We start from the raw sequence: 26,154 nt of genomic DNA, 5'->3' as shown, positions 1-26,154 counted from the left end.
AATACCGTGAAAAGGTGCTAAAACTTTAAAAGCGAAATCCCTGCGAGGGTAATGCTAGTGGGAATAAAAAAAGGGTAAGCTACTTTTATCGCACCGCTACAACCCGATACCCTTGCTGTGTTCCCACCCTGGGGGATTTTCGAGGAGCTGGTCGTAAAAGACTTACCCGCGGCAAAAGTAGCAAAAAATGCAGTAATTGCCAATAAAAATGATTCGGTGGGGGCAAGACGTTGACTTGCAGCAGTATGATTTAAGTAGCCCGGTAGACTTTTCCGGGTAAGGCAGCGACTAGACCATTCATTTCTAATTCAAGTAGGGTTATCGCAAGTTTGCTCTGAGACCATTGTAGCTCCCGGGCCAGCTCATCGATGGCTAATTGCCTTCCGGCCGTGTGGATGATATTATATACCCGTTGTTGTGACTCGCCGAGTGAAATGGGCAGCTGGAGTTGCGTCTGCTGCTTTGGTGTGTCGGCAGGCTCCCAGTTCATCAAGTATTGGAGGTCTTTCGTGTCGGTAATCAAATGTGCACGGTGTGTCTTGATCAGGTAATTGCACCCTGCAGAAAATTCCTGATGTAAATTCCCCGGGAAAGCGCAAACGTCGCGGCTATACGAGTTGGCCAATTCGGCGGTAATTAATGCACCCCCTTTGGCGGCAGCTTCCACGACGACCGTTACATCGGCTAGCCCGGCGATAATCCGGTTGCGCATGGGGAAATTTTGCCGATCGGGCTTGGTACCCGAGGGAAACTCGGTTAGCAATCCGCCATAACCAAGCATTCTTGCTGCCATTTCCCGGTTGGCCGCCGGGTAGATACGATCGAGGCCATGGCCTAACACACCTATCGTTGGTATATCGTGGTCCAATGCGCCTTGGTGCGCACTGCTGTCGATTCCGTAAGCTAGCCCACTGATAATGGTTACGTTATACGATTTGAGTTCCTTGATGAAGTTAGCACAGATGGACTTTCCATAAGCGGTCGCATTACGTGTGCCCACAATACTGACCATGCGTGGTGCATTGAGATCCGCGTTTCCCCTATAATAGAGCAGCAGCGGTGCATCAGTACATTCGGCGAGGCGTTTCGGATAAGAATCGGTTCCCCAAAAGAGAATCTGGATGCCGTGTTTTTCGATAAACTGAAGCTCTTTCTCAGCAGTCTTGAGTGTATCAGCACCCAAAATGCCCATGACAGCCTTGCTTGTTAATCCGGGAATACTTTTGAGATCTTTTTGTGGTGCCGTAAATATAGCTTTCGCATCACCGAAATGGGCGAGAAGGTGGCGGCCGGCTACCGGGCCGACGCCGCTTACCTTGGTCAGTGCAATTTGGTAAAGTAGGCTCATCTTGAATAGGCGAATATAATAAAATTAGCTGGAATGGAGTATGCTGAAATCGTTCTTTTTTTCAGGTTGTTGAAATGGAATATGTCTATTACATTTGTAATATGTCAGAACAGTTGTCTCTCAAGCCTGAAGTCTGGATGCGTGGTCCGGTGCCAGGTGTACCACCATTGTTGCAGCCTGTGGCCCATGCACTATTGCAAGCCGGGGAAGAAATAGTGTCCTATATGGATAGCTTTGATGATGCCTACTTATGGGTGCAGCCCGCTGGCCGGGCTTCCGTTGGGTTCCACTTACAGCATATCCGTGGCGTCATTGACCGGTTGTTTACCTATGCATTGGCGCAGCCATTGTCCGAACAGCAATTTGAGTACCTCCGAGCGGAGAGTCAGGAGACACCCAGTATCCGCTCTTCCGACCTCGTTGATGCGCTCACCAGGCAAGTGCAGGCGGCTATATCGCAATTAAAGAATACGGATGAAACGACATTGACCGATGCTCGCTATTTGGGAAGAAAGCGGATACCTACTACACTGATTGGGCTGTTGTTTCACGCAGCTGAACACACTATGCGACATGTAGGTCAACTTCTGGTAACCATAAAGCTTGTTTCTTTGTGGGTAGACAGCCAACGATAATATTAAACCGGTACATAAACGATGTGCTTGGTGAGGAAGAAATTTTCGATGAAATACCCGGACAACGGGTACACTTCGGTGCGGAGTTTTGCTTCCCTAAGTTCCGCACTTAAATCGCCGCCTTTAAGATATAGGATGCCATTGGAAATGCTGTTTTGATGTTTTTTACGGAATTTGTCTGCCACCCATGGGTAGAAATCGGCCAATCGGGTAACGGCGCGAGACACTACGAAGTCGTATTGCTCATCCAGTTGCTCAGCACGGATGTGATCGGCCTCCACGTTTTCCAGGCCGATGGCTGCCGCGACTTCCCGAACAACCTTGATTTTCTTGCCGATGGAATCCACGAGATGGAATTGGACCTGTGGAAATAAGATGGCCAGCGGTATGCCAGGGAAGCCACCACCCGTACCGACATCCAGTATCCGTGTGCCGGCCACAAAATTGGTGAATTTAGCAATGCCCAATGAATGCAGCACATGGTGAAGGTAGAGCTTGTCGATATCCTTGCGTGACACCACGTTGATTTGTGCATTCCAATGTGGATACAGCTCGCCCAATTGCAGGTACTGCTCCCGTTGCTTTTCCGACAGCTTCGGGAAATAGCGGTAAATGATGTCTACTCCCGGGTTTAACGTATTCCTATTAGCTATTTCCATCGAACATCTTTTTTGTATAGCGCGAAAAACCCATTGATGCAGATATACCCATAGTAAAAAATATCCAAAAATGGCAACCTCCATATCAACCCTTTTACCTGTAATTTTTTCATGGTGGGGATGTAGATGAACAGCTGCACAACAAACCGCAACACGTACATGCCTACGATTACCGGCCAATACCATGGGTATAACACCAATGACACGATAGCCAACACGTAGAAAAGAAATGCGCTGACCAGTTGCGTGGCCAGCATCCGCCGGTGGGACGGTCGGTAAGCCTTCGAGGCGCCTGCATGCCGCGTTTTCTGTTGGATATATGCCGCAAATGTGGTTTTCGGTTCGCTCCATACCTGTGCCTCCGGTTCGATGCAGATGGCGGTGTTATGCGGTGTGGCGTTCTGGTTAACGAATAAGTCGTCATCGCCCGATAGGATATGCATGTGTGCAGCAAAACCCTTCCCCCGGAAGAATAAACTTTTTGTATAACCGAGGTTGCGCCCTACCCCCATATATGCGTTGCCCTTGAGGGCATAAGATAGGTAGCTCATCGCCGTATGGAAGGTCTCAAAACGGATTAAGGCGTTTAGGAATCCCGGCTTTCTCGTGTATGGAGAATACCCCAATATGATTTCCTCGCCGCTGTCGAATGCATCTGCCATGTGTTGGAGCCATTGGTCCGATTGCGGTACGCAATCGGCATCCGTGAAAACCAGGTGTTCGTATTGGGCAGCTTTGATACCCAACGTGACGGCGAACTTCTTGCCGTGTTTGAGACGGACATGCTCCGCGATTTCGACGACCTTCAAATGGCTGTGTTTGGTACACAATTCTTTCAGTAACCACTTGGTTTCGTCTTCAGAGAAATCGTTGACCAGTATGACTTCAAACTGGTGATAGTTCTGGTTGAGGATTTTTGGCAGATTTTGCTGTAGGTTCTCCTCTTCATTTCGGGCACAGATGATGACCGATAACGGTAGCTGCTTGGTGTTTTTTTTTATTGGGGGTTTTTTATAAAAAGCGAGCCGACTGTAAACAAAAAGCAGAAAATACAGCTGGAATACCAAAAGCAGTCCGCATGCACCTAGCAACAGGTAGAACGGTGTTTCGGTAATTTGGTTGAGTACATCCATATATGCTGCCAAAGATAACACGTTAAATTTAAAATCATAGCCGGCCGTCTGTGGCAATGGGTTGTTTTTGCTATTTTTGCGTCCGAATGAAATTTACGCTTCAGGCAACAGATAGCCAATCCAAGGCACGTGCCGGTCTCATCGAAACCGCACACGGCACCATCGAAACCCCCATCTTTATGCCAGTGGGGACGGCTGGTACTGTAAAGGCCGTTCATCAGCATGAGCTGGTAGATGCCGTAAAGGCCCAAATTATACTTGGTAATACCTACCATCTGTACCTGCGCCCGGGACTGGATGTCATACAAGCTGCCGGAGGGCTCCATCGCTTTAATAGCTGGTTGGGGCCGATATTGACCGACAGTGGCGGCTATCAGGTGTATTCGCTCACCGAGGTGCGCAAAATCAAAGAGGAAGGTGTCACTTTCCGCTCGCATATCGACGGCTCCAAACACCTTTTTACGCCCGAGAATGTGATGGATACCCAGCGCATCATCGGGGCCGATATCATTATGGCGTTTGATGAATGCACCCCCTATCCTTGCGATTACCACTACGCGCGGCGTTCCCTAGATATGACCCATCGCTGGCTGCAGCGGTGCTGCGATCGGTTTGACGCCACCGATCCATTATATGGCTATGAGCAGGCCCTTTTTCCCATTGTGCAGGGCTCTGTTTATCGTGACCTGCGGGAAAAATCGGCCGAAACCATCGCTGAATTTGGCCGCGATGGTAATGCCATCGGCGGACTGTCTGTGGGTGAGCCGGCGGAAGAGATGTATGCCATGACGGAAGTAGTCTGTGATATACTCCCTACCGAAAAGCCCCGCTACCTGATGGGGGTCGGCACACCAATCAATATCCTGGAAAACATTGCCCTAGGTATCGATATGTTCGACTGCGTGATGCCTACACGGAATGCACGCAACGGCATGCTGTTTACAAAAAACGGCATCATCAACATCAAGAACAAAAAATGGGAAGCTGATTTCACACCGATTGATGCCGATAGCGACCTGCTGGCAGATCGGGTGTACACCAAGGCATACCTGAGGCATCTTATCCGCTCGCAGGAAATTCTGGGGGCACAGATTGCATCGCTGCATAACCTCCATTTTTATCTGTGGCTGGTCCGCGAGGCGCGTAAGCACATCCAAGCGGGCGACTTCCGCGAATGGAAGAATAAGATGACCACGCAATTGGGGGAAAAGTTATGAATTGGGCGCGCATACCTTATTTAAATACCATAGACAGATACATCATCGGTAAGTACCTGAGCACATTCCTGTTTACCATGGCCATCTTTACCGTAGTGGCTGTGGTGTTCGATGTCTCCGAGCGGTTGGATGACTTCATGAAACACGATGCGCCGCTATCGAAAATCGTATTTGAGTATTACGCTGGATTCGTACCCTTCTACCTCAATATGCTTTCTCCGTTAATTAACTTCATTGCGGTTATCTTTTTTACGGCAAAAATGGCTGACCAAACGGAGATTGTCCCGATTTTAAGTGGTGGGATGAGCTTCAACCGCTTCATTAGGCCATATATGGTGGCGGCAACCATTATTTTTGCGCTCAACTTCATCTTTAGCGTGTACATCATTCCACGGACGAATAAGCTGAAGGTAGGCTTCGAACGGGTATATGTAAAACCCGTGACGAATAACACGAAAAGCTCAACGCACATGCAGATCGACGATGACAGCTATGTATATATCGATAACTTCGACAACAACCGCAAAGTGGGCTATAATTTCGTGCTTGAGAAATTTGATGATGGGGAGATGACCGAGAAACTGATGGCCGACCGGATTCAATGGGATTCGGTGAAAAGCAATTGGCGTATCGAAAATTACACCATACGGATTGTCGACTCCTTGAAGGAGGAAATGATCAAAGGGGCCAGCATGGATACATTACTGGATATGACGCCGCGGGATTTTGAGGTTTATGACAACATCTTCACGGCGATGAATATGAAAGAGTTGAATGCTCGGATTGAGAAGGAACAGATAAGGGGTACTGGAATGATGACGGACCTCCTATTGGAGAAATATAAACGGTTTGTTACGCCATTGGCAGCCTATGTGCTCACCATCATGGGGGTGGCACTGTCTTCAAAGAAAGTGAGAGGCGGTATCGGATTGAGCTTGGGCATCGGTATTGCATTGAGCTTTACTTATATTGTATTCATCCAATTTGCCACCATGTTCTCCCTCAAAGGTGGTCTCCCTCCGCTTATTGCAGTTTTTATCCCGAACGTGATTTTTGGGGTATTGGCGGTGTATTTGTTATATAAGGCACCCAAATAAATGGCTTGTTGGTTGGCCTTTTCCCGTTCCTGAATATTACCTGAATGTCGTGAGCCATTGGGAAATCTCCCGCGAGGCCACGTAAATTGTGGATTGATTATACTGCCTAAAATAGTGGTTTAGTCGGGTGTTTCCAATTACAATCGGGATTCAGAAGCTAATAAAAAACTTTATGATCCGCCAGATCGACCATTTCATCCTTGCTTTCCAATTCCGAATAACCCATGAGGTATTCATCCACCTTTCGAGCACATTCGCGCCCTTCGGATATGGCCCACACCACGAGTGATTGGCCGCGGCGCATGTCTCCGGCAACAAAAACCCGGCTTACGGACGTCTGATAGTCACCTTCGAGGGCTTCTACATTGCCCCGTCCATCGAGTTTTACACCCAATTGGTACAGTAAGCCGTCATGTTGCGGATATAAAAAGCCCATGGCCAGTAGAACGAGTTCGCACGGTAATTCCCGCTCGGATCCTGCAATCTCCTTGAACTTTACTGGGCGCCCAAGAGGGTCCCTTTCCCATTCGAGATCAACGATGGAAACACCCTTGAGGTTGCCTTGGCCGTCACCTATGAATGCTTTCGTTCCAATACCCCATTCACGGTCACATCCTTCTTCGTGCGAAGTGGTCGTCTTCAGTAACATCGGGTAGGTAGGCCACGGCATGGCTGCTGTACGCTCCTTCGGTGGCTGGGGCATCAATTCAAATTGTGTCACTGATTTGGCACCTTGGCGGTTCGATGTGCCCACACAGTCAGAGCCGGTGTCGCCACCGCCGATAACAAGGACATTTTTTTTCGATGCGATGATATCTCTTTCGGTGAAAGGTGAGCTGCCCACTCGCTTGTTCTGTTGCTTTAGGAGTTCCATGGCAAAATGTACTCCATTTAGTTCACGTCCGGGTATATTCAGGTCGCGAGGTATTGTCGACCCGCCGGCAAGTACCACGGCATCATAAGCCTCTAATTCGGTAACCGGTACGTTTTTGCCTACTTCTGCATTGCAGCGGAAAAGGACGCCTTCGGCCTGCAAGACTTTTATCCGTCGGTCAATGACCCACTTTTCGAGCTTGAAATCAGGAATGCCGTACCGGAGTAACCCGCCGGGCTTATCATCCCGTTCATATACGGTTACATCGTGGCCCACTTTAATCAATTGGGCTGCTGCGGCTAGGCCCGCAGGGCCGCTACCCACAATAGCCACCCGCCTCCCCGTCTTCAGATGGGCTGGCCGTGGTTTAACGAAATCCCGTTTGAATGCGATTTCAATGATGTGTTTCTCGATTTCCTCAATCGTTACAGGCGGGCGGTTGATGCCCAATACGCACGCCGATTCACAGGGCGCAGGGCATATCCGGCCTGTAAATTCGGGGAAGTTGTTAGTAGATGTCAATATCCGATATGCATCTTCCCACCTGCCATCATACACAGCGTCGTTAAACTCTGGGATTACGTTACCCAGTGGACAGCCGGAGTGGCAGAACGGTATCCCACAATTCATGCATCGGGCTGCTTGTTTGTTCAGCTCGTTATCGCTATAGGCATGTACAAACTCATTGTAAGTTTTTTTACGGTCGGCTACAGCATCCTTGCCCGGAAGCTTCCGATCATATTCCTTGAATCCCGTTGGTTTTCCCATGTTTTCTTTAGCATTTATGCTTCTACCAATGTTGACCGTACCACATTCTTGTACTCCCTCGGGAATACTTTGATGAAACAGGTCCTTTCTGTTTTCCAATTTTTTAAAATCTGTGTGGCGCGCTTGCTTCCGGTGAGGTGGGCGTGCCGTTTGAGCAATGTTATGATTGCTGTTTCATCTTCTGTTTCCAGTGGGTCTAGGTCTACCATTTCCGTATTACAATTCATCCTGAACGATCCTAAGGCATCGTAAACCCACGCGATACCGCCGCTCATCCCGGCGGCAAAGTTCCGCCCGGTAGCGCCCAATATCAGCGCACGCCCTCCGGTCATATACTCGCAGCCGTGGTCGCCTACACCTTCTACAACCGCAGTGGCACCCGAGTTGCGCACGGCAAACCGTTCGCCGGCTTGGCCACAAACGAAGAGGTGCCCCGATGTGGCGCCGTATAGTGCGACATTTCCGATAATGATGTGCTCATGGGGTACCCGTGGGCTGTCGGACGTTGGGTAAATGGATAGTTGTGCGCCTGAGAGACCTTTGCCTACGTAATCGTTTGCTTCACCCTCCAATTCGAAAGACAATCCCTTTGCCGCGAAGGCTCCGAAGCTCTGTCCGGCCGACCCGATAAATTTGTAGTTGATAGTATTATCGGGGAGTCCCTCACCGCCATAGATTTTAGAAACCTCATTCGAGAGCAGCGTGCCGATTGTGCGGTCAGTATTTTTGACGTTGAATGTACCGAATACGGGTGTTTTACTGTCCAACGCTTTTCGTGCCTGCTTTACCAAACCCCAATCCAGGACCATATCCAAACCGTGATTCTGTTGCTCGGTCTGGTACAACGCATCGCCCCTACGGCTGTGGGCCACATATAAGATACGGGTAAGGTCCACCTTGCGGATTTTCCAGTGCTCGATATCTTCCCTTTTCTTGAGGAACTGTGCCCGGCCTACCATCTCATTGATGGTACGAAAGCCGAGGTCAGCCATTATTTCGCGGAGCTCTTCGGCGAGGAAACGGAATAGGTTGACAATATCTTCCGGTTTCCCGGTGAAAAGTTTCCGTAGTTCAGGATCTTGCGTGGCCACACCCACGGGGCATGTATTCAGGTGGCATTTGCGCATCATGATGCATCCCCCTGCAACCAATGCAGCTGTGGCCACGCCCCACTCTTCGGCACCTAATAATGTGGCGATAGCCAAGTCTCTTCCCGTTTTAAGCTGTCCGTCAGTCTGTAGTACCACCCGGCTGCGGAGACCATTTTTTACCAATGTTTGGTGGCTCTCTGCGAGACCTAGTTCCCAAGGTAGACCGGCGTGCTTGATTGAGCTGATGGGCGAGGCACCGGTGCCGCCATCGTATCCTGCGATAAGGATAACGTCAGCGTGTGCTTTAGCCACACCCGCAGCGATGGTGCCCACTCCAGCTTTCGATACCAGTTTGACATTGATGCGGGCTTCGCGGTTGGCATTTTTCAAGTCGAAGATCAGTTGCGCCAGGTCTTCGATTGAGTAGATGTCGTGGTGAGGTGGTGGGGATATCAGCCCTACGCCAGGGGTGGAGTGTCTCACCTTGGCAATCCACGAATCCACTTTATGGCCAGGCAGCTGCCCACCTTCTCCGGGTTTTGCACCCTGAGCCATCTTAATCTGCAGTTCATCAGCTTGTGTAAGGTAGTATGACGTCACACCGAAACGGCCCGAGGCCACCTGTTTGATGGCAGACCGCATCGAATCACCATTCGGCAGCGGGATATAACGCATTTCGTCTTCGCCACCCTCACCTGTGTTGCTTTTCCCACCGATACGGTTCATAGCGATAGCTAGCGTACTGTGTGCTTCGTGCGAAATTGAGCCGAAGGACATGGCACCCGTTGCGAAGCGTTTCATGATGTTTTCGGCTGGCTCTACTTCGTCTACACTGATGGAAGAACGGTGTCTTGCGAAATCAAGCAGTCCACGCAACGTGTATCGCCTTTCGGTTTGGTTATTGATGTATGCGGCATACTTTTTATAAGTTTCATAGTCGCCGGTACGGCAGGCCTGCTGCAACAGGTGGACGGTTTGAGGGTTGAATAAATGGGCCTCACCCCGTCTCTTCCATTGATAGATGCCCCCTTCGGGCAGGAGGTCTTTCGCATTGCGCGTACTTGTAAAGCCGCGGTGGTGTTTGCTTAATACTTCGCGGGCGATATCGTCCAGATCCAGTCCGCCAATTCGGGATACGGTACCGCAGAAGTAATTGTCGACCACGTCTTTGTTGATGCCAAGCACCTCAAATATCTGCGCTCCATGGTAGGACTGTAGGGTGGAAATACCCATTTTGGAGAAAATTTTGAGTAACCCACCGCATACAGCCTTTACGTAGTTTTTTGCCAGCTGCGGCCAAGTCAGCGTCGTATCCAACAGTTTTTGTTCTTTAAGGGTACGCACCGTTGCCAAGGCCATGTAGGGATTGACGGCGGTAGCGCCGAATGCTAACAGGCAGGCGAAATGGTGTACTTCCCATACATCACCGCCCTCTACCACCAGACCAACTGCACCACGATGGCCGGTTTTGATAAGATGATGGTGCACGGCTGAGACGGCAAGCAGTGACGGTATGGCCGCATGTTGCGAGTCGATGGCACGGTCAGATAATATAATGACCTCAAACCCATCGCGTACCGCATCTTCAGCGTACCGGCACAGGCGGTCCAGTCCATCTTTCAGCGCTCCGGGTTTGCCCGTCGCATTAAAGTAACATTGTAATGTCTTGGCTTGGAATATCCCGGTATCGATGCTGCGTAGTTTCTCAAGCTCCCGGCTGGTTATGATTGGGTGTTCGAGGGCCACGCAATGACAATGCATTTTATCCTCATCGAGGATATTCCCTGCATTGCCGATGAAGGTGGCAAGGCTCATCACCAGTCGCTCCCTGATTGGGTCGATGGGGGGGTTGGTAACCTGTGCAAAAAATTGCTTGAAATAACTTGATAGGTGCTGTGGATGGTTGGACAATACGGCTAATGGCACATCAGTACCCATGGAGCCAATCGGCTCCTTGCCGTCTAACGCCATCGGTGTGATGATATGTTCCACGTCTTCCCGGGAATAGCCGAATATCTGCTGGTATTTGAATACCGATTCTTTGGAAAGATAGGTGAAAGTAACCCGCGGTTCTGCCAGCTCATCCATGCGGATTTTGTACTGGTGCAGCCAATCGCCATAAGGTTGGCGTGTGGCGAGTTCGCTTTTTACCTGGTCGTCAGAGAGGATTTCACCTTTTTCCAGGTCTATCAAGAAAATTTTTCCGGGCTGTTGGCGGCCTTTTTTTATAATGATATGTTCATCTACTGGAAGTGCACCGGCTTCCGAGGCCACAATCACTCGATCGTCTGACGTGATGGCAAATCGTAACGGCCGCAACCCATTGCGGTCTAGCATTGCACCGATGATAGTACCGTCGGTGAAACAGAGTGCCGCGGGTCCGTCCCATGGTTCCATCAGCGTGGCGTGATACTCATAGAATACTTTTTTAAGCGGATCCATTTGTGTATTTCCATCCCACGCTTCAGGCACCATCATCAGCATGGCATGGGCGACACTCCTGCCACTATGCAATAATAGTTCTGCTACGTTGTCCAGGCAGGCCGAATCAGATTGGTGACCGTCTACAACCGGGAGTAGGATTTGCATTTCCTCTTCAGTGAAATAAGGAGACGATAGTGAACGCAACCCGGCATAGAACCAGTTGAGATTTCCGGTTAGCGTATTTATTTCGCCATTATGGGCGAGCATACGGAACGGCTGTGCTAATTGCCAAGAAGGAAATGTATTGGTAGAGAATCGCGAATGAACCAATCCGAATGCGGACGTGACACGCTCATCCGACAAATCTGGGAAATATGTACCAACTTGATAGGTAGTTAGTTGACCTTTATATACAATAACTTTGCAAGAAAGAGAAGCAATGTAAATGTGGTCTGAAGGCCCTTGTGCCTCCTCGGCCTTCTTGGTAATAAGCCGCCGTAGCACAAATAATTTCCGCTCAAATTCCGCCGTGGTGGTGATTCCAGTAGGACGTGCTACAAAGAATTGAACAATTTCGGGCTCCACACTCAACGCTGTGCTTCCAATACCTTCAGGATTCACTGGCACTATTCGGAACCCAAGGAAGTCCATACCCCGTTCTTCGGCTGCCTGCTGGATAATCAGTCGCCCCAATTCGTTTGCCTTTGGATTTTTCGGTAGGAAAGCCATTCCCGTACCGTAATAACCGGGTTCACTGAGTTGTATGCCTAACGATATGCATTCTTCCCATAGAAACTCATGTGGAAGTTGGAGCATGATACCAGCACCGTCTCCGCTTTCTGGATCACAGCCGCAAGCACCGCGGTGCTCCATGTTTTCCAGCATCGTCAATGCATCACGAACCTGTGTATGCGTCTTGTTTCCCTTGATATTGGCGACAAATCCCACTCCGCATGCATCCCGTTCAAAATCAGACTGATAAAGTCCTTCTGCTTGTTTTGATATACTTGTCATCCTGTCTAGTTAGCATATTTGATTTTGTAAAATTAGCAATTAATTGTAGAAATATTTACTTTTTTTTAAATTTTTATGATATTCATTAATGAATAGTTATTAAATGCTGTTTTTTTTGATAAAATGATAATATATATGTGTTATGGTTATTTACTTTGCAATGGATGTTGCGATTCACCGCCTTTCCATTGCTTTCTATGAGTTGGTTTACCATTAATTAAGCAGTACCTTTGCCGCATGGATACCTATCAGATTACGGGCGAGTATATTCAATTAATCCAGCTGCTGAAAGCACTTAATTGGGTGGAAAACGGTGGGGAGGCACAAGCTGCTGTATCGGCGGGACTCGTTCGGTGGAACGGTGAGGTAGATTATCGGAAGCGTTTGAAGGTGAGACCGGGTGATACTGTAGAGTTTAATAGAAAACAGGTGCAAATTACTGAATCGGCATGAAAGCATTAATTTCACTGGCATTGGTCGCCGCGTTATGCGGTTGTCGAGGGGGAGACAAGGACGCAATCAAACCTTACATTTTAGTTATCCCCGTAGAAGCTTATTTATCAAAAGGGACAGAAGAGGTGGCAGAGAAGATTGAGTCTGATACTGTGGAGGTGTCGTCTGCATTAGCTGCCTATTCTAAAGGTGTCCAGAAGTACGCCGCGGTATTGATGCAGGTGGAACAGTTTCCCGACTCGGTAAAGGAAGTAAAGCGACTCCGTATATTGGACGGCCAAGGGGAGGATATTGTACTTACCCTTCCGCAGCACCAACGCGATAGCGTGATTATGCATTTCATCCAATTTGCACGGACTTCGAGTATTCCTTACTATGATAGGGTGAAAGATTTTGAATTGAAATTGATGAAAGCAAGGTAACATAAATAAATGGACAGAAACAGTATAAGGAGTACGGATTATGACGTGGTGTTCGACAATACGTTGGCATCACTGGATACTTTTATAAAAGCGAGCCGTTATTCGAATGTAATGATACTTACCGATCGGAATACCAGCACGTATTGCCTGCCGGTACTCCAAGATGCTGTACCGCAGCTCCAGAAGTACAATATTATTGAGGTAGACCCGGGTGAGGAGAATAAGAATATTGATTTTTGTGTGGGAATCTGGAGGATGATGTTGGATTTCGGTGCCGATAGGCAGAGTCTGATGATTAATCTGGGTGGGGGAGTGGTAACCGATATGGGGGGCTTTGCCGCATCCACTTTCAAACGTGGGATAGATTTCGTACAAGTTCCCACCACCCTGTTGTCGCAGGTGGATGCGTCGGTAGGTGGCAAGACGGGTATCGATATGGACCATGTGAAAAACGTTATAGGTACGTTCGCACAGCCGAAAGCTGTGTTTATTGCCACGAAGTTTCTTGAAACTTTAGATAAGCGCCAATTGGTCTCTGGTTTTGCAGAGCTTATTAAGCACGGGCTGATTGCAGACAATACTTTTTACGAGGCGGTGAAAGAAAAGAATGTGGACGCTGTAGGCTTAGCGGATATCAAACATTCCGTGTCCATAAAAAATAAGGTGGTCATGGGGGACCCTCACGAAAAAGGCCGGCGTAAAGTCCTGAATTTCGGACATACTATCGGCCATGCCATCGAAGGTTATTCGTTGGCCAATGACCGCGACCCTTTGCTGCACGGCGAAGCGATTGCCGTCGGCATGATTTGCGAAGCCTACCTTGCACGGCGTTTAAACGGTTTGGGAGAAGCGGGTTTGGCCGACATCATCGAAACCATGCGTAAGCATTTTCCCGATTATCACTACGAAAAGGAAATCTACAACCAATTGGTCGCCTTGATGAAAAACGATAAGAAGAATAGTGGCAATCGTATCGGTTTTGCCTTGCTCAGTGATATTGGGGCATGTGATATTGATGTTTTTGTCGAGGAGAAGATCATTGAAGAAAGCCTTGACTTTTATAGAGAGCTGGTGGGATAAACCCGAACAGACTAAACATTAATTATACCTAGGCTTGTGCCATGAAAGCCGTTATCAATTCGGCCGTACGTTCGGATGCTCCCGGTTTGCCCATCTTCTCCATAAGCAGGCCATAATTCTCGAAGATGTTTTCCCTATAGTCACTGTTGTTGATTAACAGATCCAATTCATCAGCGATGCTGTCCACATTGCAATCCTTCTGGATGAGTTCCCGCACGGCCAGCATGTCAGTAATCAGGTTGACAAGCGAAATGAACCGTATTTTAATGACCATTCGTGCAATTGCGATAGATAGGGGGTTTGCTTTGTAGACGACAACCTGGGGTGTCCGTAGCAATGCGGCTTCCAATGTCGCTGTGCCGCTCGTCACTACGGCAGCTTCGGCATGCCTAAGTATGTCGTATGTGGCATCGAAGATAACAGGCAACACCAGCCCATCCATATGTTGTTCGTAAAACGCCTTTGTAAAGTTCGGTGCGCCAGCAACCACGCAATGGTGCCCGGGGAACAATCTCGAAACGCCAGCCATGATCGGCAATAAACGCTGGATTTCCATCGCACGGCTACCAGGTAGCATCGCGATGATGGGTTTCCCTTCAAGTTGATGCCGTTCGATGAAGTGAGGGTCTGCGGTGTGGTTTGCGATAGCATCCAAAAGTGGATTGCCCACGTAATCAACCTCCATGCCCCATTTTCTGTAGAAATCGACTTCGAATGGAAGGATACAGAACAATTTGTCGACAATACGCTTGATCTTTAAAACACGCCGTTGGTTCCATGCCCAGACTTTTGGCGAGATATAATAACACACGGGAAGGCCCATCTTCTTACCAAACTCGGCAATTTTAAGATTGAAGCCGGGGAAGTCGATGAGTATGAGGGTGTCCGGCTTATAGGTGACGATGTCTTTTTTTACTGTGCTGAGGTTCTTTATGATTGTCCGGATATTGGCAAGGACTTCCACGAAACCCATAAATGCCATTTTTGAGGTATGGATAATCGCTGTTTCGCCCGAAGCGTGTTGCATGCGATCACCTCCGACAATACGAAATACTGCTGCGGAATCCGTTTTTTTTAACGCAGTGATTAAGTTGGCACCGTGCAGGTCGCCTGACGTTTCTCCGGCTATCACGTAATATCTCATTCCTTACTGTCGCTAAGCTATATAATCCGTATTTCTGAGTCTATATACCCAACTCGATTTGAAATGTTCCTCCCCAATGGTTGCCGGTATGGTCTATACGATAGGTACCGTCGCTAATTTGATAGTGGGCATTGAGCTGCAATTTCAGGCGGTGTGCACGGAAATATTTTGTCAAGCCTAACTCGACCACCTCTGTTTGTGTTTCAAATACACGGATATCGTCATGCGGCTTGATCCATGTATAACGTCCTGCCAGCTCATACCCGGCATCTCTGTTGATAAGGTATGAGAGTTGCTGGTTTACCCCCTGTCCCTTGAATGCGTAGGCCATCTCGCCCTCGCTGTCGATAGTGATGGGGTCGTCGACGCCGCGTTTCATGTACTCAACCTGATAGGCCCATCCACGATATTTGAGAATCGCGTCGTAAAACGATGTATGTAGTGAAAGCGGAATGCCGATGTATTTGCCGGTTTGTCCGTGTAGTCGGGTTGTGCGGTCGTTATAACTGTACCCTCCACCGATAGATAGCTTGGGTAATTCTTCGTACTCCAAGTCACCCTCATAGTAATCACCACCGTTGGAAAACTCGCCTAGAGGTAGAAACTCCGCCCGTCCAGTATAAGCGAGGCCATCGTCAGTCAGGTTGGCCGCCCGGCCTTCACCGGTGCTGATAGCACCTTTGAAATGAAAAGGGATTGACCCGATTTTTGGAGAATAATAGGCTTTAATACCAAAATCGCGGTCTACGTTGAAAGTCGAATTGACCAAAGATCGTTCGGCAAATTGCAATTCGCCCGAAGAATTGACGCGCTGGCGATTACCCGGTAGTTTATTTAGCCCAAATGCCACATAAAAATTATCTGTAAAATTGTAAAAAACAACGGCATCACGTACGAGGTTGGGGATGTCTGTGTCGTCAACATCCTGGTCACCACGCGTAAACCCCAATTGGATGCTGTATGAAAACTTGGGGTTGTAAATGTACCCATCCATTCGCAGCCGGAGCCGCCGTATCCGTGCTTCGAAGCTTTCCGCAGCCAAATCATCACCACCCACAGAGGTATACTTCAACCGGCTCTGCATCCGGAAACGAAAATTGATATAGAATGTAGAGTCGTCGCCAGCATACTGAATACCTTTAAAATTTTCAATAGTTGGCCGCTCATCGTGCTCCCGCTGGGCCAGGGCTGTCAACGCGGTAAGTAGGATGCTAAAAACGGTGAGACCTGAAAAAAGTATTTTTGTCATTTTTATAAGGGTTCCTGTTGGCTGAGACAGTGCCAGCTGCCAAGCCCCCAGATGATGTCAGTACTGTCTATTCCTACGACTTTCCGGTCTGGAAAGCACATCGCAAGAATATCCAATGCCCGCTGGTCGTTTTTGTCGTCGCGGTACGTCGGTACCACTACAGCAGCATTCGCAATGTAAAAATTTGCGTAGGATGCCGGTAACCGCTCCCCTTCGTATATCACCGGGGCTGGCATTGGCAATTCAACGATATCGAGTTGCTTGCCGTCTACCAAGTGCATGTTTCGCAGTAGCCGAAGGTTGTTTTGCAAGATAGCGTAATTTTCATCACCTCGGTTATCCTCGATGACTGTCACCACCCTATCGGTACTAACAAAACGCGCGATGTCATCGATATGCCCATCCGTGTCGTCGCCAACGATCCCGTCACTAAGCCAAAGCACTTGCGACACGCCATAATATTCTTGGAGATACCCTTCAATTTGGCTTTGGGTAAGGTGTGGGTTACGATTTTTATTTAGAAGACATGCGCTAGTGGTTAATACTGCACCCTGCCCGTTGAAATCGACCGCACCGCCCTCCATTACGATACCGGGGTAGAAGACCGGCAGGTCCAGCGCGTTCCCTACCAATGTAGGGACGATATCGTCTTTGTCGTAGGGTGGGTATTTATCACCCCAGGCGTTGTAACCCCAGTCCACAATTGCCTTTTTGATTTCAGCATCGGGATTTATTACGAATGCAGGGCCATGGTCGCGGCACCAAGCGTCATTCGTGGGATGATAAAAAAAACGGATGTTGTCGAAGTTTACACCAGCTTTTGCCAGATGGTCAGAAGCAAGGGTTTCCATAGCACTATCTGCTACGTTGATGCATACCTGTTCGCCTACAGACACTTCTTTTATAAACTGGCAGTATGGTGCGTATATCGTTTCTAGTTTGCCGGGCCAGCTGGCCTCTTTATGAGGCCAGCTCAGCCAGGTAGCCCGATGTGGATGCCACTCCGCTGGAAAATGGTAACCTAATTTATTGGGTGTAGAAGTCATGCTGCACAAAGGAACGACACGTTTTTGGAAAAAAATTGGAACACCAGCGTAGCTTATTCATCAATGAACCGCTTGGTGATCGGTTGGTAACTGTCTATCCGGCGATCACGTAAAAAGGGCCAATGCCTACGGAAAAAGTCGGACTGCGAAAGGTCAACCTCTGTAACCTCGGTCTCTTCGGCATCGTGTGATGCAAGATACAAGAGCTTTCCCTGTGCGTTGGTAACAAAGCTACCACCCCAGAACTTCATCGCTCCGTTTTGCTCGAAACCTACCCGGTTGACGCTCACGACGGGAAGGCCGTTGGCCACCGAATGGCTGCGTTGGATGGTCTGCCAAGCGTTGTATTGGTCGTTGTTGGTTTCATCGTCTTGCTCAGAAGCCCAACCGATGGCGGTGGGATAAAATAAAATCTCAGCGCCCATCAATGCTGTTATCCGGGCTGCTTCGGGATACCATTGGTCCCAACAGATAAGTACACCGATAGTGGCATATCTAGTATTGAAAACCTTGTATCCGAGATCGCCCGGCGTAAAATAGAATTTCTCGTAAAAACCGGGGTCGTCCGGAATGTGCATTTTCCGATATTTACCAATGTATTGGCCATCTGCATCGATAACGGCAGTGGTGTTATGATAAAGCCCTTCGGCTCGCTTTTCAAACAGAGATGCAATGATTACTACTTCCAACTCAGCAGCCACCGCCTTCAAGGCTTCTGTTGAGGGACCCGGTATAGCCTCTGCGAGTTCAAAATTGTCATAATCTTCCACATCACAGAAATACAATGATGTAAACAATTCTTGGAGGCAGATAATCTGGGCACCCTTTGCCGCAGCCACGCGTATTTGTTCGATAGCCTTAGCGAGATTCTCGGTCTTATTGGCCACGCAACTCATCTGTACAGTCCCGATTTTCACGTTGGTCATAATGTATTCCTTCTTTATCGGCGCAAAGGTACGACTAATTACAACAGTAAAAAAGGAGGACTGATAGCCTAGTAAACCAGTTGGTATGCAGCAACCTCGTTTTTGAGAAAAGTCGGTACAATAACCAATTTCTGGTTGGGTACAAAACCGATATCAGCCGTATTGGACTCGTCAGCCTTCGTATCGAGCAACACGGTTGTTTCGCTGCCGCGGATGAAAAAGATTTCACCATGCCACCTGCTGGCTACAAAAGTGCTGTCATTGAGGATTACCAAACCATCACCGCCTGTCACCTCCGTGTTGATTACTTCCGCGCTATATTCGCCGTCGTTGCTGAACTTCTTTAGCCCTTCACCATCCAGTGCATACAGATGTCCATTATGGCACTCCAATCCGTTCACGCCGGCATTCTCCGATATGATACGGTAGCTCCCGTCTGAGGCCATGGCGTAAATGGTACCCGCGCGAGTGTCAGAAAAATACACTTGTTGCCCATCTGTCGCAACATCATTCAAAAACACGGCCCCCTCTACAGGAATCGTTTTTTCGATAGAAGCAGATGCGATCTCAATAACTTTGACCTCATCAATGTCAGTTACGTACAGTTTGCCATCGAGAATCGCCATCCCTTTCGGCGCGTGAAGATTACCCTCCACCCACCGCAGTTCACGGATGGTGCCGTCCGTATTGATTACAGAGATAAACCCGTCGTTGTCTTTTTCTCCCGCCTTGGTATTCCCATTCGATACGTATATAATATCGGCAGAAGGGTCATATAGGGTCGATTCTGAACCGGTAAATATTGTGTCGCTTTTCCATACCTGAGTCAGTTCTGGAGACTTGGTAGTTATGGTGTCTCCCTTTTGGTTGCCTCCACAGCTCGACAGAGATAGTATGGCAACTGCAGCAATTAGAAATGAATTGTTTATCATATTTAATGGATTTATATATTAGCGGTTTTCATCAAATGTTAAATCATTACAACTCTTTTCTCAATCGCGCCACGGGAATTCCCATGGCTTCCCGGTATTTAGCCACCGTACGGCGGGCGATCGTATATCCCTTTTCCTTCAAAATTTCGGTGAGCTTTTCATCGGCCAGTGGCTTCCGTTTGTTTTCTTTTGAGATACACTCCTCCAGTATCTTTTTTACTTCCTTGTTAGATACTTCCTCACCGCTATCGGTTTGTATGGCCTCTGAAAAAAATGATTTCAATAGGAACGTGCCAAACTCCGTTTGAACATATTTCGAATTGGCTACCCTAGAAACCGTGGAGATGTCCATATCTATCCGGTCAGCTATATCCTTCAAGATCATTGGCTTGAGCTTGCGCTCATCGCCGGTGAGAAAATATTCATATTGGTAGTTCATGATAGCATTCATCGTTTTGAGCAACGTCTGTTGGCGCTGTTTAATCGCATCGATGAACCATTTGGCCGAGTCTAGTTTTTGTTTGACAAACTGGACGGCCTCCTTCATTTTCTTATCTTTTTGTGCTGCTTTATCATAATGGTCGAACATTTCCTGATACGAGCGGCTTACGCGCAGTTCAGGTGCATTCCGAGCGTTTAGTGTAAGATGCAGCACACCATCATTGTTGGTGATATGGAAATCGGGGATAATATGCAACTGTTTGCCGGCCACGGCACCGGAATCGCCTGGCTTCGGGTTGAGCTTAAGGATCTCGTTGACGATCTCTTTGAGTTCCTCTGAATCGACACTGAGAGCACGTTCTAGCTTATCGTAGTGCTTCTTAGTAAACTCGTCGAGATGGTTTTCAACGATATTTATAGCCTTTTGTATGGCTGGGTTTTCTTGGTCCTTCTTTCTAAGTTGGATGAGCAAGCATTCCTGTAAGTCGCGGGCACCTATACCCGGTGGGTCAAATTCTTGAATGATTCTAAGTACTTCCGCTACTTCGTCTTCTTCGGCGATGATGTTCTGGGCAAAAGCCAAGTCATCAATCAATGAGGATATTGGTCGCCGAAGGTATCCGTCGTCATCCAAGCTGCCGATAATCTGCTGTCCGATAAGGAAGTCCTTATCAGACAAGGCCAATAGGTCGAGTTGTTGTTGTAGGTTCTCAAAAAAGGAATTTTGCACAGCTATCGGGATCTCCTTACGGTCATCGTCATCATCGCCGCCACCTTGTCCCGATCCATAATCACCGATATCATCATTCTGTAGGTAATCTTCCACATTGAATTCATCAAGTTCGCCAGGTTGGTCGTCCTCATTGAAAGTGTCGTCTGGGTCTTTGTCGGGGTATTCCTCTACGGGCTCATTCATGTTGGCTAAGCTGATGTCTTCCAACGCGGGGTTTTCTTCGAGCTCCTCCTTGATACGCGTATCCAACGAAACAGTTGGAACCTGCAGCAATTTGATGAACTGGATTTGCTGCGGTGAAAGTTTCTGCAGTAGCTTCTGTTGTAAAGTCTGTTTGAGCATAATTAAAATACTTCACAAACATACAGAAAATACAGGAAACCTAAATAGATTACCATTCAAAATGAAACAACAAGGCCCGTGGTTATCCAACCACGGGCCTTGTTAGTGTTAGTAGGCCGATTGTTGCCCTAAAGTTGTTTAGCCAATTTTTCTGCCAATGCGGATTTGGGTACTGCACCTATTTGTTTGTCTACTATCTGGCCGTCTTTGAAGAACAGTAGTGCCGGGATGTTACGGATACCATACTTGACCGAAATATCGGGATTGTAATCAACATTTACTTTGCCTACAACAGCTTTGCCATCGTATTCGCTCGCTAATTCCTCCACAATGGGCCCCACCATACGGCAAGGGCCGCACCACTCCGCCCAAAAGTCTACCAATACCGGCTTTTCTGATTGGAGAACAACCTCGTCAAAGTTACTGTCAGTGATTTCTAATGTCATGATGTTGAGTCGTTATAGTTTCGCTTCTGTTATTTGCCTCTTTATTTTGCTTATAGCCACAGCCTATAAGCACATATTCTACAAAGGTAACCATCAAAATGGTTACCAAAAGACAAATCCTGACAATCTGACATTAATTTAACTTGTAATGGACACCGTTTATCTTGGTAAGTGTTTCAATAAAGTCATTGCTTGGGCTGATTCTCAATTCTTTAGAGGGCATTTCGATACTGATTTCCGACTCCATATCGCGGATGGCAAACCGTAGTCGGCAGGTTTTATTTTCGTGCTGCTCGATATTAGTATTGACAAGTTTTTGTATACGGTCAACGAAACCTTCATTCAACTCATGAAGGGGCACCTGTATGGTCAGGCTTTTCGTGAGTTTATCACGTAAGTCTGAGAGCAGTTGTATGCTTTTTACCTCAAATCCCCAATTGCCCGTTTTGCGGTACAGTTCAGTGATTACTCCGCGAAGCTGCACGAAATACCCCTCATTGAGGTAGCCTTTCATTTTCACGTATTCATCACCGAAAAAGGCCAATTCATAAGAATCTGAATAATCTTCTATCGTTACCAAGCCATAAGGCTTTCCGTTTTTGGTAATCCGGTGGCTGGCCATTGTAAACATACCGCCAATCGTCAGTTCACGATTTTTTATTTTGTTGAACTCTTCTCGTATCTCCTCTGCCACTTCAGCTTGCTTAACCTCATCGATTAAGGTGAGTAGCTTAACAGGGTGCTGGCAGAAATGGGTGATTTCAAAGCGATAGTTATCCAGCGGGTGGCTGGTGAGGTAAATACCGATGACCTCCTTTTCATACTTAAGCTTCTCAATCAAACCCCATTCCGCACAATGGGGAAGGGTAGGTTCGGGTATTTCCACAGCGCTGCCACTTCCAAATAGGCTTACCTGGGCAGAGTTTTCACTTTCACGGTATTTGGTGCCGTATTTTAACGATTTTTCCAAGACGGTAACGCCATCACCATCTGTATGGAAGTATTGTGCGCGGTGGGTATCCCCAAAACAATCGAACCCGCCAGCATAGACCAAGCTTTCAAGCGCCTTTTTGTTGGCAGCGCGTAAGTCAATCCGCCGGGCTAAATCAAAGATAGAAACATATGGCTTGTTTTTGCGGTTTTCCACAATGGTATCCACGGCACCGGCACCCACGCCTTTGACAGCGCCCATACCGAAGCGGATGGCTCCTTGGTTGTTTACGGTGAATTTGTAGTAGGATTCGTTGACGTCTGGCCCCAATACCTGTAGACCCATCCGTTTGCACTCTTCCATGAAGAACGTCACCTGTTTGATATCGTTCATGTTGTTAGAAAGTACGGCTGCCATGTATTCTGCTGGATAGTGGGCTTTTAGGTATGCTGTTTGATAAGCCACCCACGCATAACAGGTGGAGTGCGATTTATTGAAAGCATAGCTAGCGAATGCTTCCCAGTCTTTCCATATTTTCTCGAGCACTTTTTCGGGGTGTCCGTTTGCTGCAGCCTGCTCGATGAATTTCGGCTTCATTTTATCCAGTACATCCCGTTGCTTTTTGCCCATCGCTTTACGTAGTACGTCGGCTTCACCTTTCGTGAAGCCCGCTAATTTTTGCGAAAGCAACATCACCTGCTCTTGGTATACCGTTATGCCGTAGGTCTCTTTCAGGTATTCCTCACAAGCATCTAGATCGTAAGTAATTGGCTCCTGGCCGTGTTTGCGGCGGATGAAACTCGGTATATACTCCATAGGGCCCGGGCGGTATAGTGCGTTCATCGCAATAAGGTCTCCGAATACCGTCGGTTTCAGTTCCTTCATGTGTTTCTGCATACCTGGCGACTCATACTGGAAAATCCCGACTGTCTCGCCGCGCTGGAAAAGCTCATAAGTTTGCAGGTCGTCTATCGGGAACTCGTCAGGGTTAAGCTGTATACCGTGGCGGTGTTTGACTATTTTTACGGTATCTTTGATAAGGGTGAGGGTTTTGAGCCCCAAGAAGTCCATTTTGAGTAAACCTGCACTTTCCACCACCGCATTGTCAAACTGAGTTACATACAGATCGGAATCTTTCGCCGTGGCCACCGGGACAAAGTTCGTGATATCGTCAGGCGTGATGATGACCCCACATGCATGGATACCTGTATTCCGGAGTGAGCCCTCCAGTACCTTTGCTTGGCGAATTGTTTCGGCCTCAAGTCCCTTTCCCTCTGCCATGGATACTAGTTGCTGCACGTTTTCCATTTCATCTCCGCGGAGCGCACTTCTAAGTGCTTTGGCATCCATGTTGAAGATTTTGTTGAGTTTTAGGTTAGGGATGAGCTTTGCAATTTTGTCGGCTTCAAACAGGGGGAGATCCAACACCCGAGCGGTGTCGCGGATAGACGATTTCGCAGCCATGGTGCCGTAGGTGATGATCTGGGCCACTTGATTTGCACCATATTTATTGATCACGTATTCCATCACACGCCCGCGTCCCTCGTCGTCGAAATCGATGTCGATATCGGGCATCGAGATACGATCAGGGTTAAGGAACCGTTCGAAAAGCAAATCATAGGCAATCGGGTCGATATTGGTGATGCCGAGGCAATATGCTACGGCCGAGCCGGCGGCAGAGCCGCGGCCCGGTCCTACCGACACACCCATATCACGGGCCGCAGCGATAAAATCCTGTACAATTAAAAAGTATCCGGGGTATCCGGTGCGCTCGATCGTTGCCAGTTCAAAATCCAAACGTTCACGGATTTCGGGTGTGATGGTAGGGTAGCGTTTTTCAGCACCCACATACGTAAGGTGGCGCAAATAGTTGTTCTCACCTCGCTTACCGCCATCCTGCAGGTCTTCGGCTACCTGAAACTCATCCGGTATTTCAAATTTGGGAAGCAATACATCCCGGTAAAGGGAGTAAGGCTCTATTTTGTCGGTTATTTCCTGAATGTTGATGATTGCTTCGGGGAGATCCTCAAATGTTTTTTTCATTTCCTCGCCCGACTTAAAATAATACTCGTTGTTGGGTAGCCCGAAACGGAAGCCCCGGCCCCGGCCTTTCGGAGTGGCAAGTTTCTCACCGTCTTTTACACAAAGCAATATATCATGCGCATGGGCGTCAGCCTTATCAATATAATATGTGTTATTGGTTGCAACAAATTTTACGTCATGTTTCCTAGCCAGCGCCACAAGGCTCTCGTTTACGCGGTCCTCATCTTCTTGGCCGTGCCGCATCACCTCGATGTAGAAATCGGCGCCAAAAGTATCTTTCCACCAAACCAAGGCTTCTTCAGCTTGGTTCTCACCCATGTTGAGCAGTTTACTGGGAACTTCGCCATATAGATTGCCCGATAGTACAATGATTCCCTCTTTATACTGCTCAATAACAGTCTTGTCGATTCGGGGTACGTAATAAAACCCCTTTGTGTAAGCAATGGAAGCCATTTTGGCAAGGTTGTGATAACCTCTTTTGTTTTTTGCTAGGAAAACGAGCTGGTAGCCATTGTCCTTCCTAGATTTGTCGGTATGGTCCTCACATACGTAAAATTCACATCCCACAATTGGCTTGATTATAGTTTCTGTGGGTGTTTCACCCGCTTCAGTCGCCGCTTTATTTTTGGCCTCAGCCCCTTTATTGTGGTTCAGTATGGCACTGACGAATTGGAAAGCACCCATCATGTTGCCGTGGTCAGTAATTGCTACGGCCGGCATCCTATGGCCGGCAGCGGCTTTCACCAAGCTGTTCACGGAAATGGTGGACTGCAAAACAGAAAACTGGGTATGGTTGTGCAAGTGCACAAAGTCTACCGCCGCCATATCCCGCCTGTTAGCTTCCAAATCTTGCGTGGGAATGGCTGTCCGCTGTGAGCCTTGCTGCCGCTTGCGGATTTCCTCTGATGCTGCTTTGAGGTTAACGTGGCTGAGGCCGATCGGTTCGATAGGCTTCGGGTTCCGCTCGCGGAATTCGACAAAATAGCCGGAGTCTACCTGCAGATCCCCAGCCGTGAAAACCTCCCGCTTTACCAATTCGAGGAAACAGCGCGTGGTAGCCTCTACGTCGGCTGTCGCGTTATGGGCTTCAGCAAAAGGCGTCCCAAAAAGATATTGGTGTAGCTCAGTGAGGTTTGGCAGTTTGAATTTTCCTCCCCGTCCGCCAGGTATTCTGAGCAGTTCGGCTGTGATTTCTGTACAGGTATCGAGCACCGGCAAATGAGACAGTGGCGAATCGATGCCGAACCGGTGGAACTCACATCCCATAATGTTGATGTCAAACCCAATGTTTTGGCCCACAACGAATTTGGCTTTGGCTAGCACCTCATTGAATTTTTGCAACACATCGGCTAAGGATTCTCCCTGCTCGTCCGCAAGTTCGGTGCAAATGCCATGTATTCGTTCCGCATCAAATGGGATATTAAACCCGTCCGGTTTAACCAAGTAGCTTTGGTGCTCAACAAGTTTGCCCATCGCATCGTGCAGCTGCCAAGCAATTTGAATACAACGTGGCCAGTTATCTGTATCGGTAACCGGTGCGTCCCAACGCTTGGGGAGACCGGTAGTTTCGGTATCAAAAATTAAATACATCGCTTTCCTCAAAAAAACCTGATTGGATAGAAAATACCCAAACAAACTTATGGTTTTTTGACGGAAAAGCCTAACCTTAGCCAATTGGGGCTGGCATCAGGATTCCAAATGGCTGT

General features: G+C 48.1%; 19 protein-coding genes and 1 other RNA gene. 6 read left to right on the top strand and 14 right to left on the bottom strand.

Annotated elements, in window-relative coordinates; genetic code table 11:
- Positions 1-69 precede the first annotated feature (69 nt).
- Positions 70-168: signal recognition particle sRNA small type (gene ffs, locus NGM62_RS12795), an RNA gene on the bottom strand.
- A gap of 82 nt (positions 169-250) precedes the next feature.
- Positions 251-1,348 (bottom strand): DNA-processing protein DprA, encoded by a 1,098-nt coding sequence (gene dprA / locus NGM62_RS12790; RefSeq protein ID WP_262248494.1) that lies wholly within the window; start codon positions 1,346-1,348, stop codon positions 251-253.
- Between the two features lie 101 nt (positions 1,349-1,449).
- Between dprA and NGM62_RS12785 the strand changes: the two genes are divergently transcribed.
- Positions 1,450-1,983 (top strand): DinB family protein, encoded by a 534-nt coding sequence (locus NGM62_RS12785; protein ID WP_262248492.1) that lies wholly within the window; start codon positions 1,450-1,452, stop codon positions 1,981-1,983.
- Between the two features lie 2 nt (positions 1,984-1,985).
- Here the strand turns inward: NGM62_RS12785 and rsmG are convergent, their stop codons facing one another.
- Positions 1,986-2,642 carry a 16S rRNA (guanine(527)-N(7))-methyltransferase RsmG gene (gene rsmG / locus NGM62_RS12780; protein ID WP_262248490.1) on the bottom strand — a complete coding sequence of 219 codons (657 nt, stop codon included), beginning with the start codon at positions 2,640-2,642 and terminating at the stop codon, positions 1,986-1,988.
- On the bottom strand, positions 2,633-3,787 hold the full coding sequence (locus NGM62_RS12775; protein WP_262248488.1) for a glycosyltransferase: 1,155 nt from the start codon (positions 3,785-3,787) through the stop codon (positions 2,633-2,635). Before NGM62_RS12775 ends, rsmG begins: the two co-directional genes overlap by 10 nt.
- Positions 3,788-3,861: 74 nt before the next feature.
- On the opposite strand from NGM62_RS12775, the gene tgt reads away from it, so the two are divergent.
- Both tgt and NGM62_RS12765 read left to right on the top strand, forming a co-directional pair.
- Positions 3,862-4,992 carry a tRNA guanosine(34) transglycosylase Tgt gene (tgt, locus tag NGM62_RS12770; RefSeq protein WP_262248486.1) on the top strand — a complete coding sequence of 377 codons (1,131 nt, stop codon included), beginning with the start codon at positions 3,862-3,864 and terminating at the stop codon, positions 4,990-4,992.
- Complete coding sequence (locus NGM62_RS12765) at positions 4,989-6,089, top strand: LptF/LptG family permease (RefSeq protein WP_262248484.1); 1,101 nt, start codon at positions 4,989-4,991, stop codon at positions 6,087-6,089. Before tgt ends, NGM62_RS12765 begins: the two co-directional genes overlap by 4 nt.
- Positions 6,090-6,246: 157 nt before the next feature.
- On the opposite strand, the gene NGM62_RS12760 is transcribed toward NGM62_RS12765, so the two are convergent.
- Both NGM62_RS12760 and gltB read right to left on the bottom strand, forming a co-directional pair.
- Positions 6,247-7,731 (bottom strand): glutamate synthase subunit beta, encoded by a 1,485-nt coding sequence (locus NGM62_RS12760; RefSeq protein WP_262248483.1) that lies wholly within the window; start codon positions 7,729-7,731, stop codon positions 6,247-6,249.
- Positions 7,732-7,745: 14 nt separating this feature from the next.
- Positions 7,746-12,260, bottom strand: a complete 4,515-nt coding sequence (gene gltB / locus NGM62_RS12755) for a glutamate synthase large subunit (RefSeq protein ID WP_262248482.1) — start codon at positions 12,258-12,260, stop codon at positions 7,746-7,748.
- Between the two features lie 237 nt (positions 12,261-12,497).
- Between gltB and NGM62_RS12750 the strand changes: the two genes are divergently transcribed.
- The 3 genes from NGM62_RS12750 to aroB are packed head-to-tail and all read left to right on the top strand — an operon-like array spanning position 12,498 to position 14,215.
- Positions 12,498-12,713, top strand: a complete 216-nt coding sequence (locus NGM62_RS12750) for an RNA-binding S4 domain-containing protein (RefSeq protein ID WP_262248480.1) — start codon at positions 12,498-12,500, stop codon at positions 12,711-12,713.
- Positions 12,710-13,135, top strand: coding sequence for a hypothetical protein (locus NGM62_RS12745; RefSeq protein ID WP_262248478.1), 426 nt, complete (start codon positions 12,710-12,712; stop codon positions 13,133-13,135). The genes NGM62_RS12750 and NGM62_RS12745 overlap by 4 nt, the downstream gene beginning before the upstream one ends.
- A 9-nt stretch (positions 13,136-13,144) precedes the next feature.
- The gene (gene aroB / locus NGM62_RS12740; protein ID WP_262248476.1) at positions 13,145-14,215 is read left to right on the top strand and encodes a 3-dehydroquinate synthase; all 1,071 of its coding nucleotides are present in this window, start codon (positions 13,145-13,147) and stop codon (positions 14,213-14,215) included.
- Positions 14,216-14,243: 28 nt separating this feature from the next.
- On the opposite strand, the gene lpxB is transcribed toward aroB, so the two are convergent.
- From lpxB to dnaE, 8 genes are all read right to left on the bottom strand, one after another.
- The gene (gene lpxB / locus NGM62_RS12735) at positions 14,244-15,359 is read right to left on the bottom strand and encodes a lipid-A-disaccharide synthase (protein ID WP_262248474.1); all 1,116 of its coding nucleotides are present in this window, start codon (positions 15,357-15,359) and stop codon (positions 14,244-14,246) included.
- Between the two features lie 40 nt (positions 15,360-15,399).
- On the bottom strand, positions 15,400-16,608 hold the full coding sequence (locus tag NGM62_RS12730; RefSeq protein ID WP_262248472.1) for an OprO/OprP family phosphate-selective porin: 1,209 nt from the start codon (positions 16,606-16,608) through the stop codon (positions 15,400-15,402).
- Positions 16,609-16,610: 2 nt separating this feature from the next.
- Positions 16,611-17,654, bottom strand: coding sequence for an agmatine deiminase family protein (locus NGM62_RS12725; RefSeq protein ID WP_262248471.1), 1,044 nt, complete (start codon positions 17,652-17,654; stop codon positions 16,611-16,613).
- A 53-nt stretch (positions 17,655-17,707) separates the two neighbouring features.
- Complete coding sequence (locus NGM62_RS12720; protein ID WP_262248470.1) at positions 17,708-18,580, bottom strand: carbon-nitrogen hydrolase; 873 nt, start codon at positions 18,578-18,580, stop codon at positions 17,708-17,710.
- Between the two features lie 68 nt (positions 18,581-18,648).
- Positions 18,649-19,512, bottom strand: a complete 864-nt coding sequence (locus NGM62_RS12715; protein ID WP_262248468.1) for a YncE family protein — start codon at positions 19,510-19,512, stop codon at positions 18,649-18,651.
- 46 nt (positions 19,513-19,558) lie between these two features.
- A complete protein-coding gene (gene rpoN / locus NGM62_RS12710; RefSeq protein WP_262248466.1) occupies positions 19,559-21,028 on the bottom strand; it encodes an RNA polymerase factor sigma-54 in 1,470 nt (489 codons plus the stop codon).
- A 128-nt stretch (positions 21,029-21,156) separates the two neighbouring features.
- Positions 21,157-21,474, bottom strand: a complete 318-nt coding sequence (trxA, locus tag NGM62_RS12705) for a thioredoxin (protein ID WP_262248465.1) — start codon at positions 21,472-21,474, stop codon at positions 21,157-21,159.
- Positions 21,475-21,607: 133 nt separating this feature from the next.
- The gene (gene dnaE, locus NGM62_RS12700; RefSeq protein ID WP_262248463.1) at positions 21,608-26,038 is read right to left on the bottom strand and encodes a DNA polymerase III subunit alpha; all 4,431 of its coding nucleotides are present in this window, start codon (positions 26,036-26,038) and stop codon (positions 21,608-21,610) included.
- Positions 26,039-26,154 lie beyond the last annotated feature (116 nt).

The organism is Parapedobacter soli (genome assembly GCF_025460835.1).
GTDB lineage: Bacteria > Bacteroidota > Bacteroidia > Sphingobacteriales > Sphingobacteriaceae > Parapedobacter > Parapedobacter soli.
This window is presented reverse-complemented; position numbering and strand designations above follow the sequence as displayed.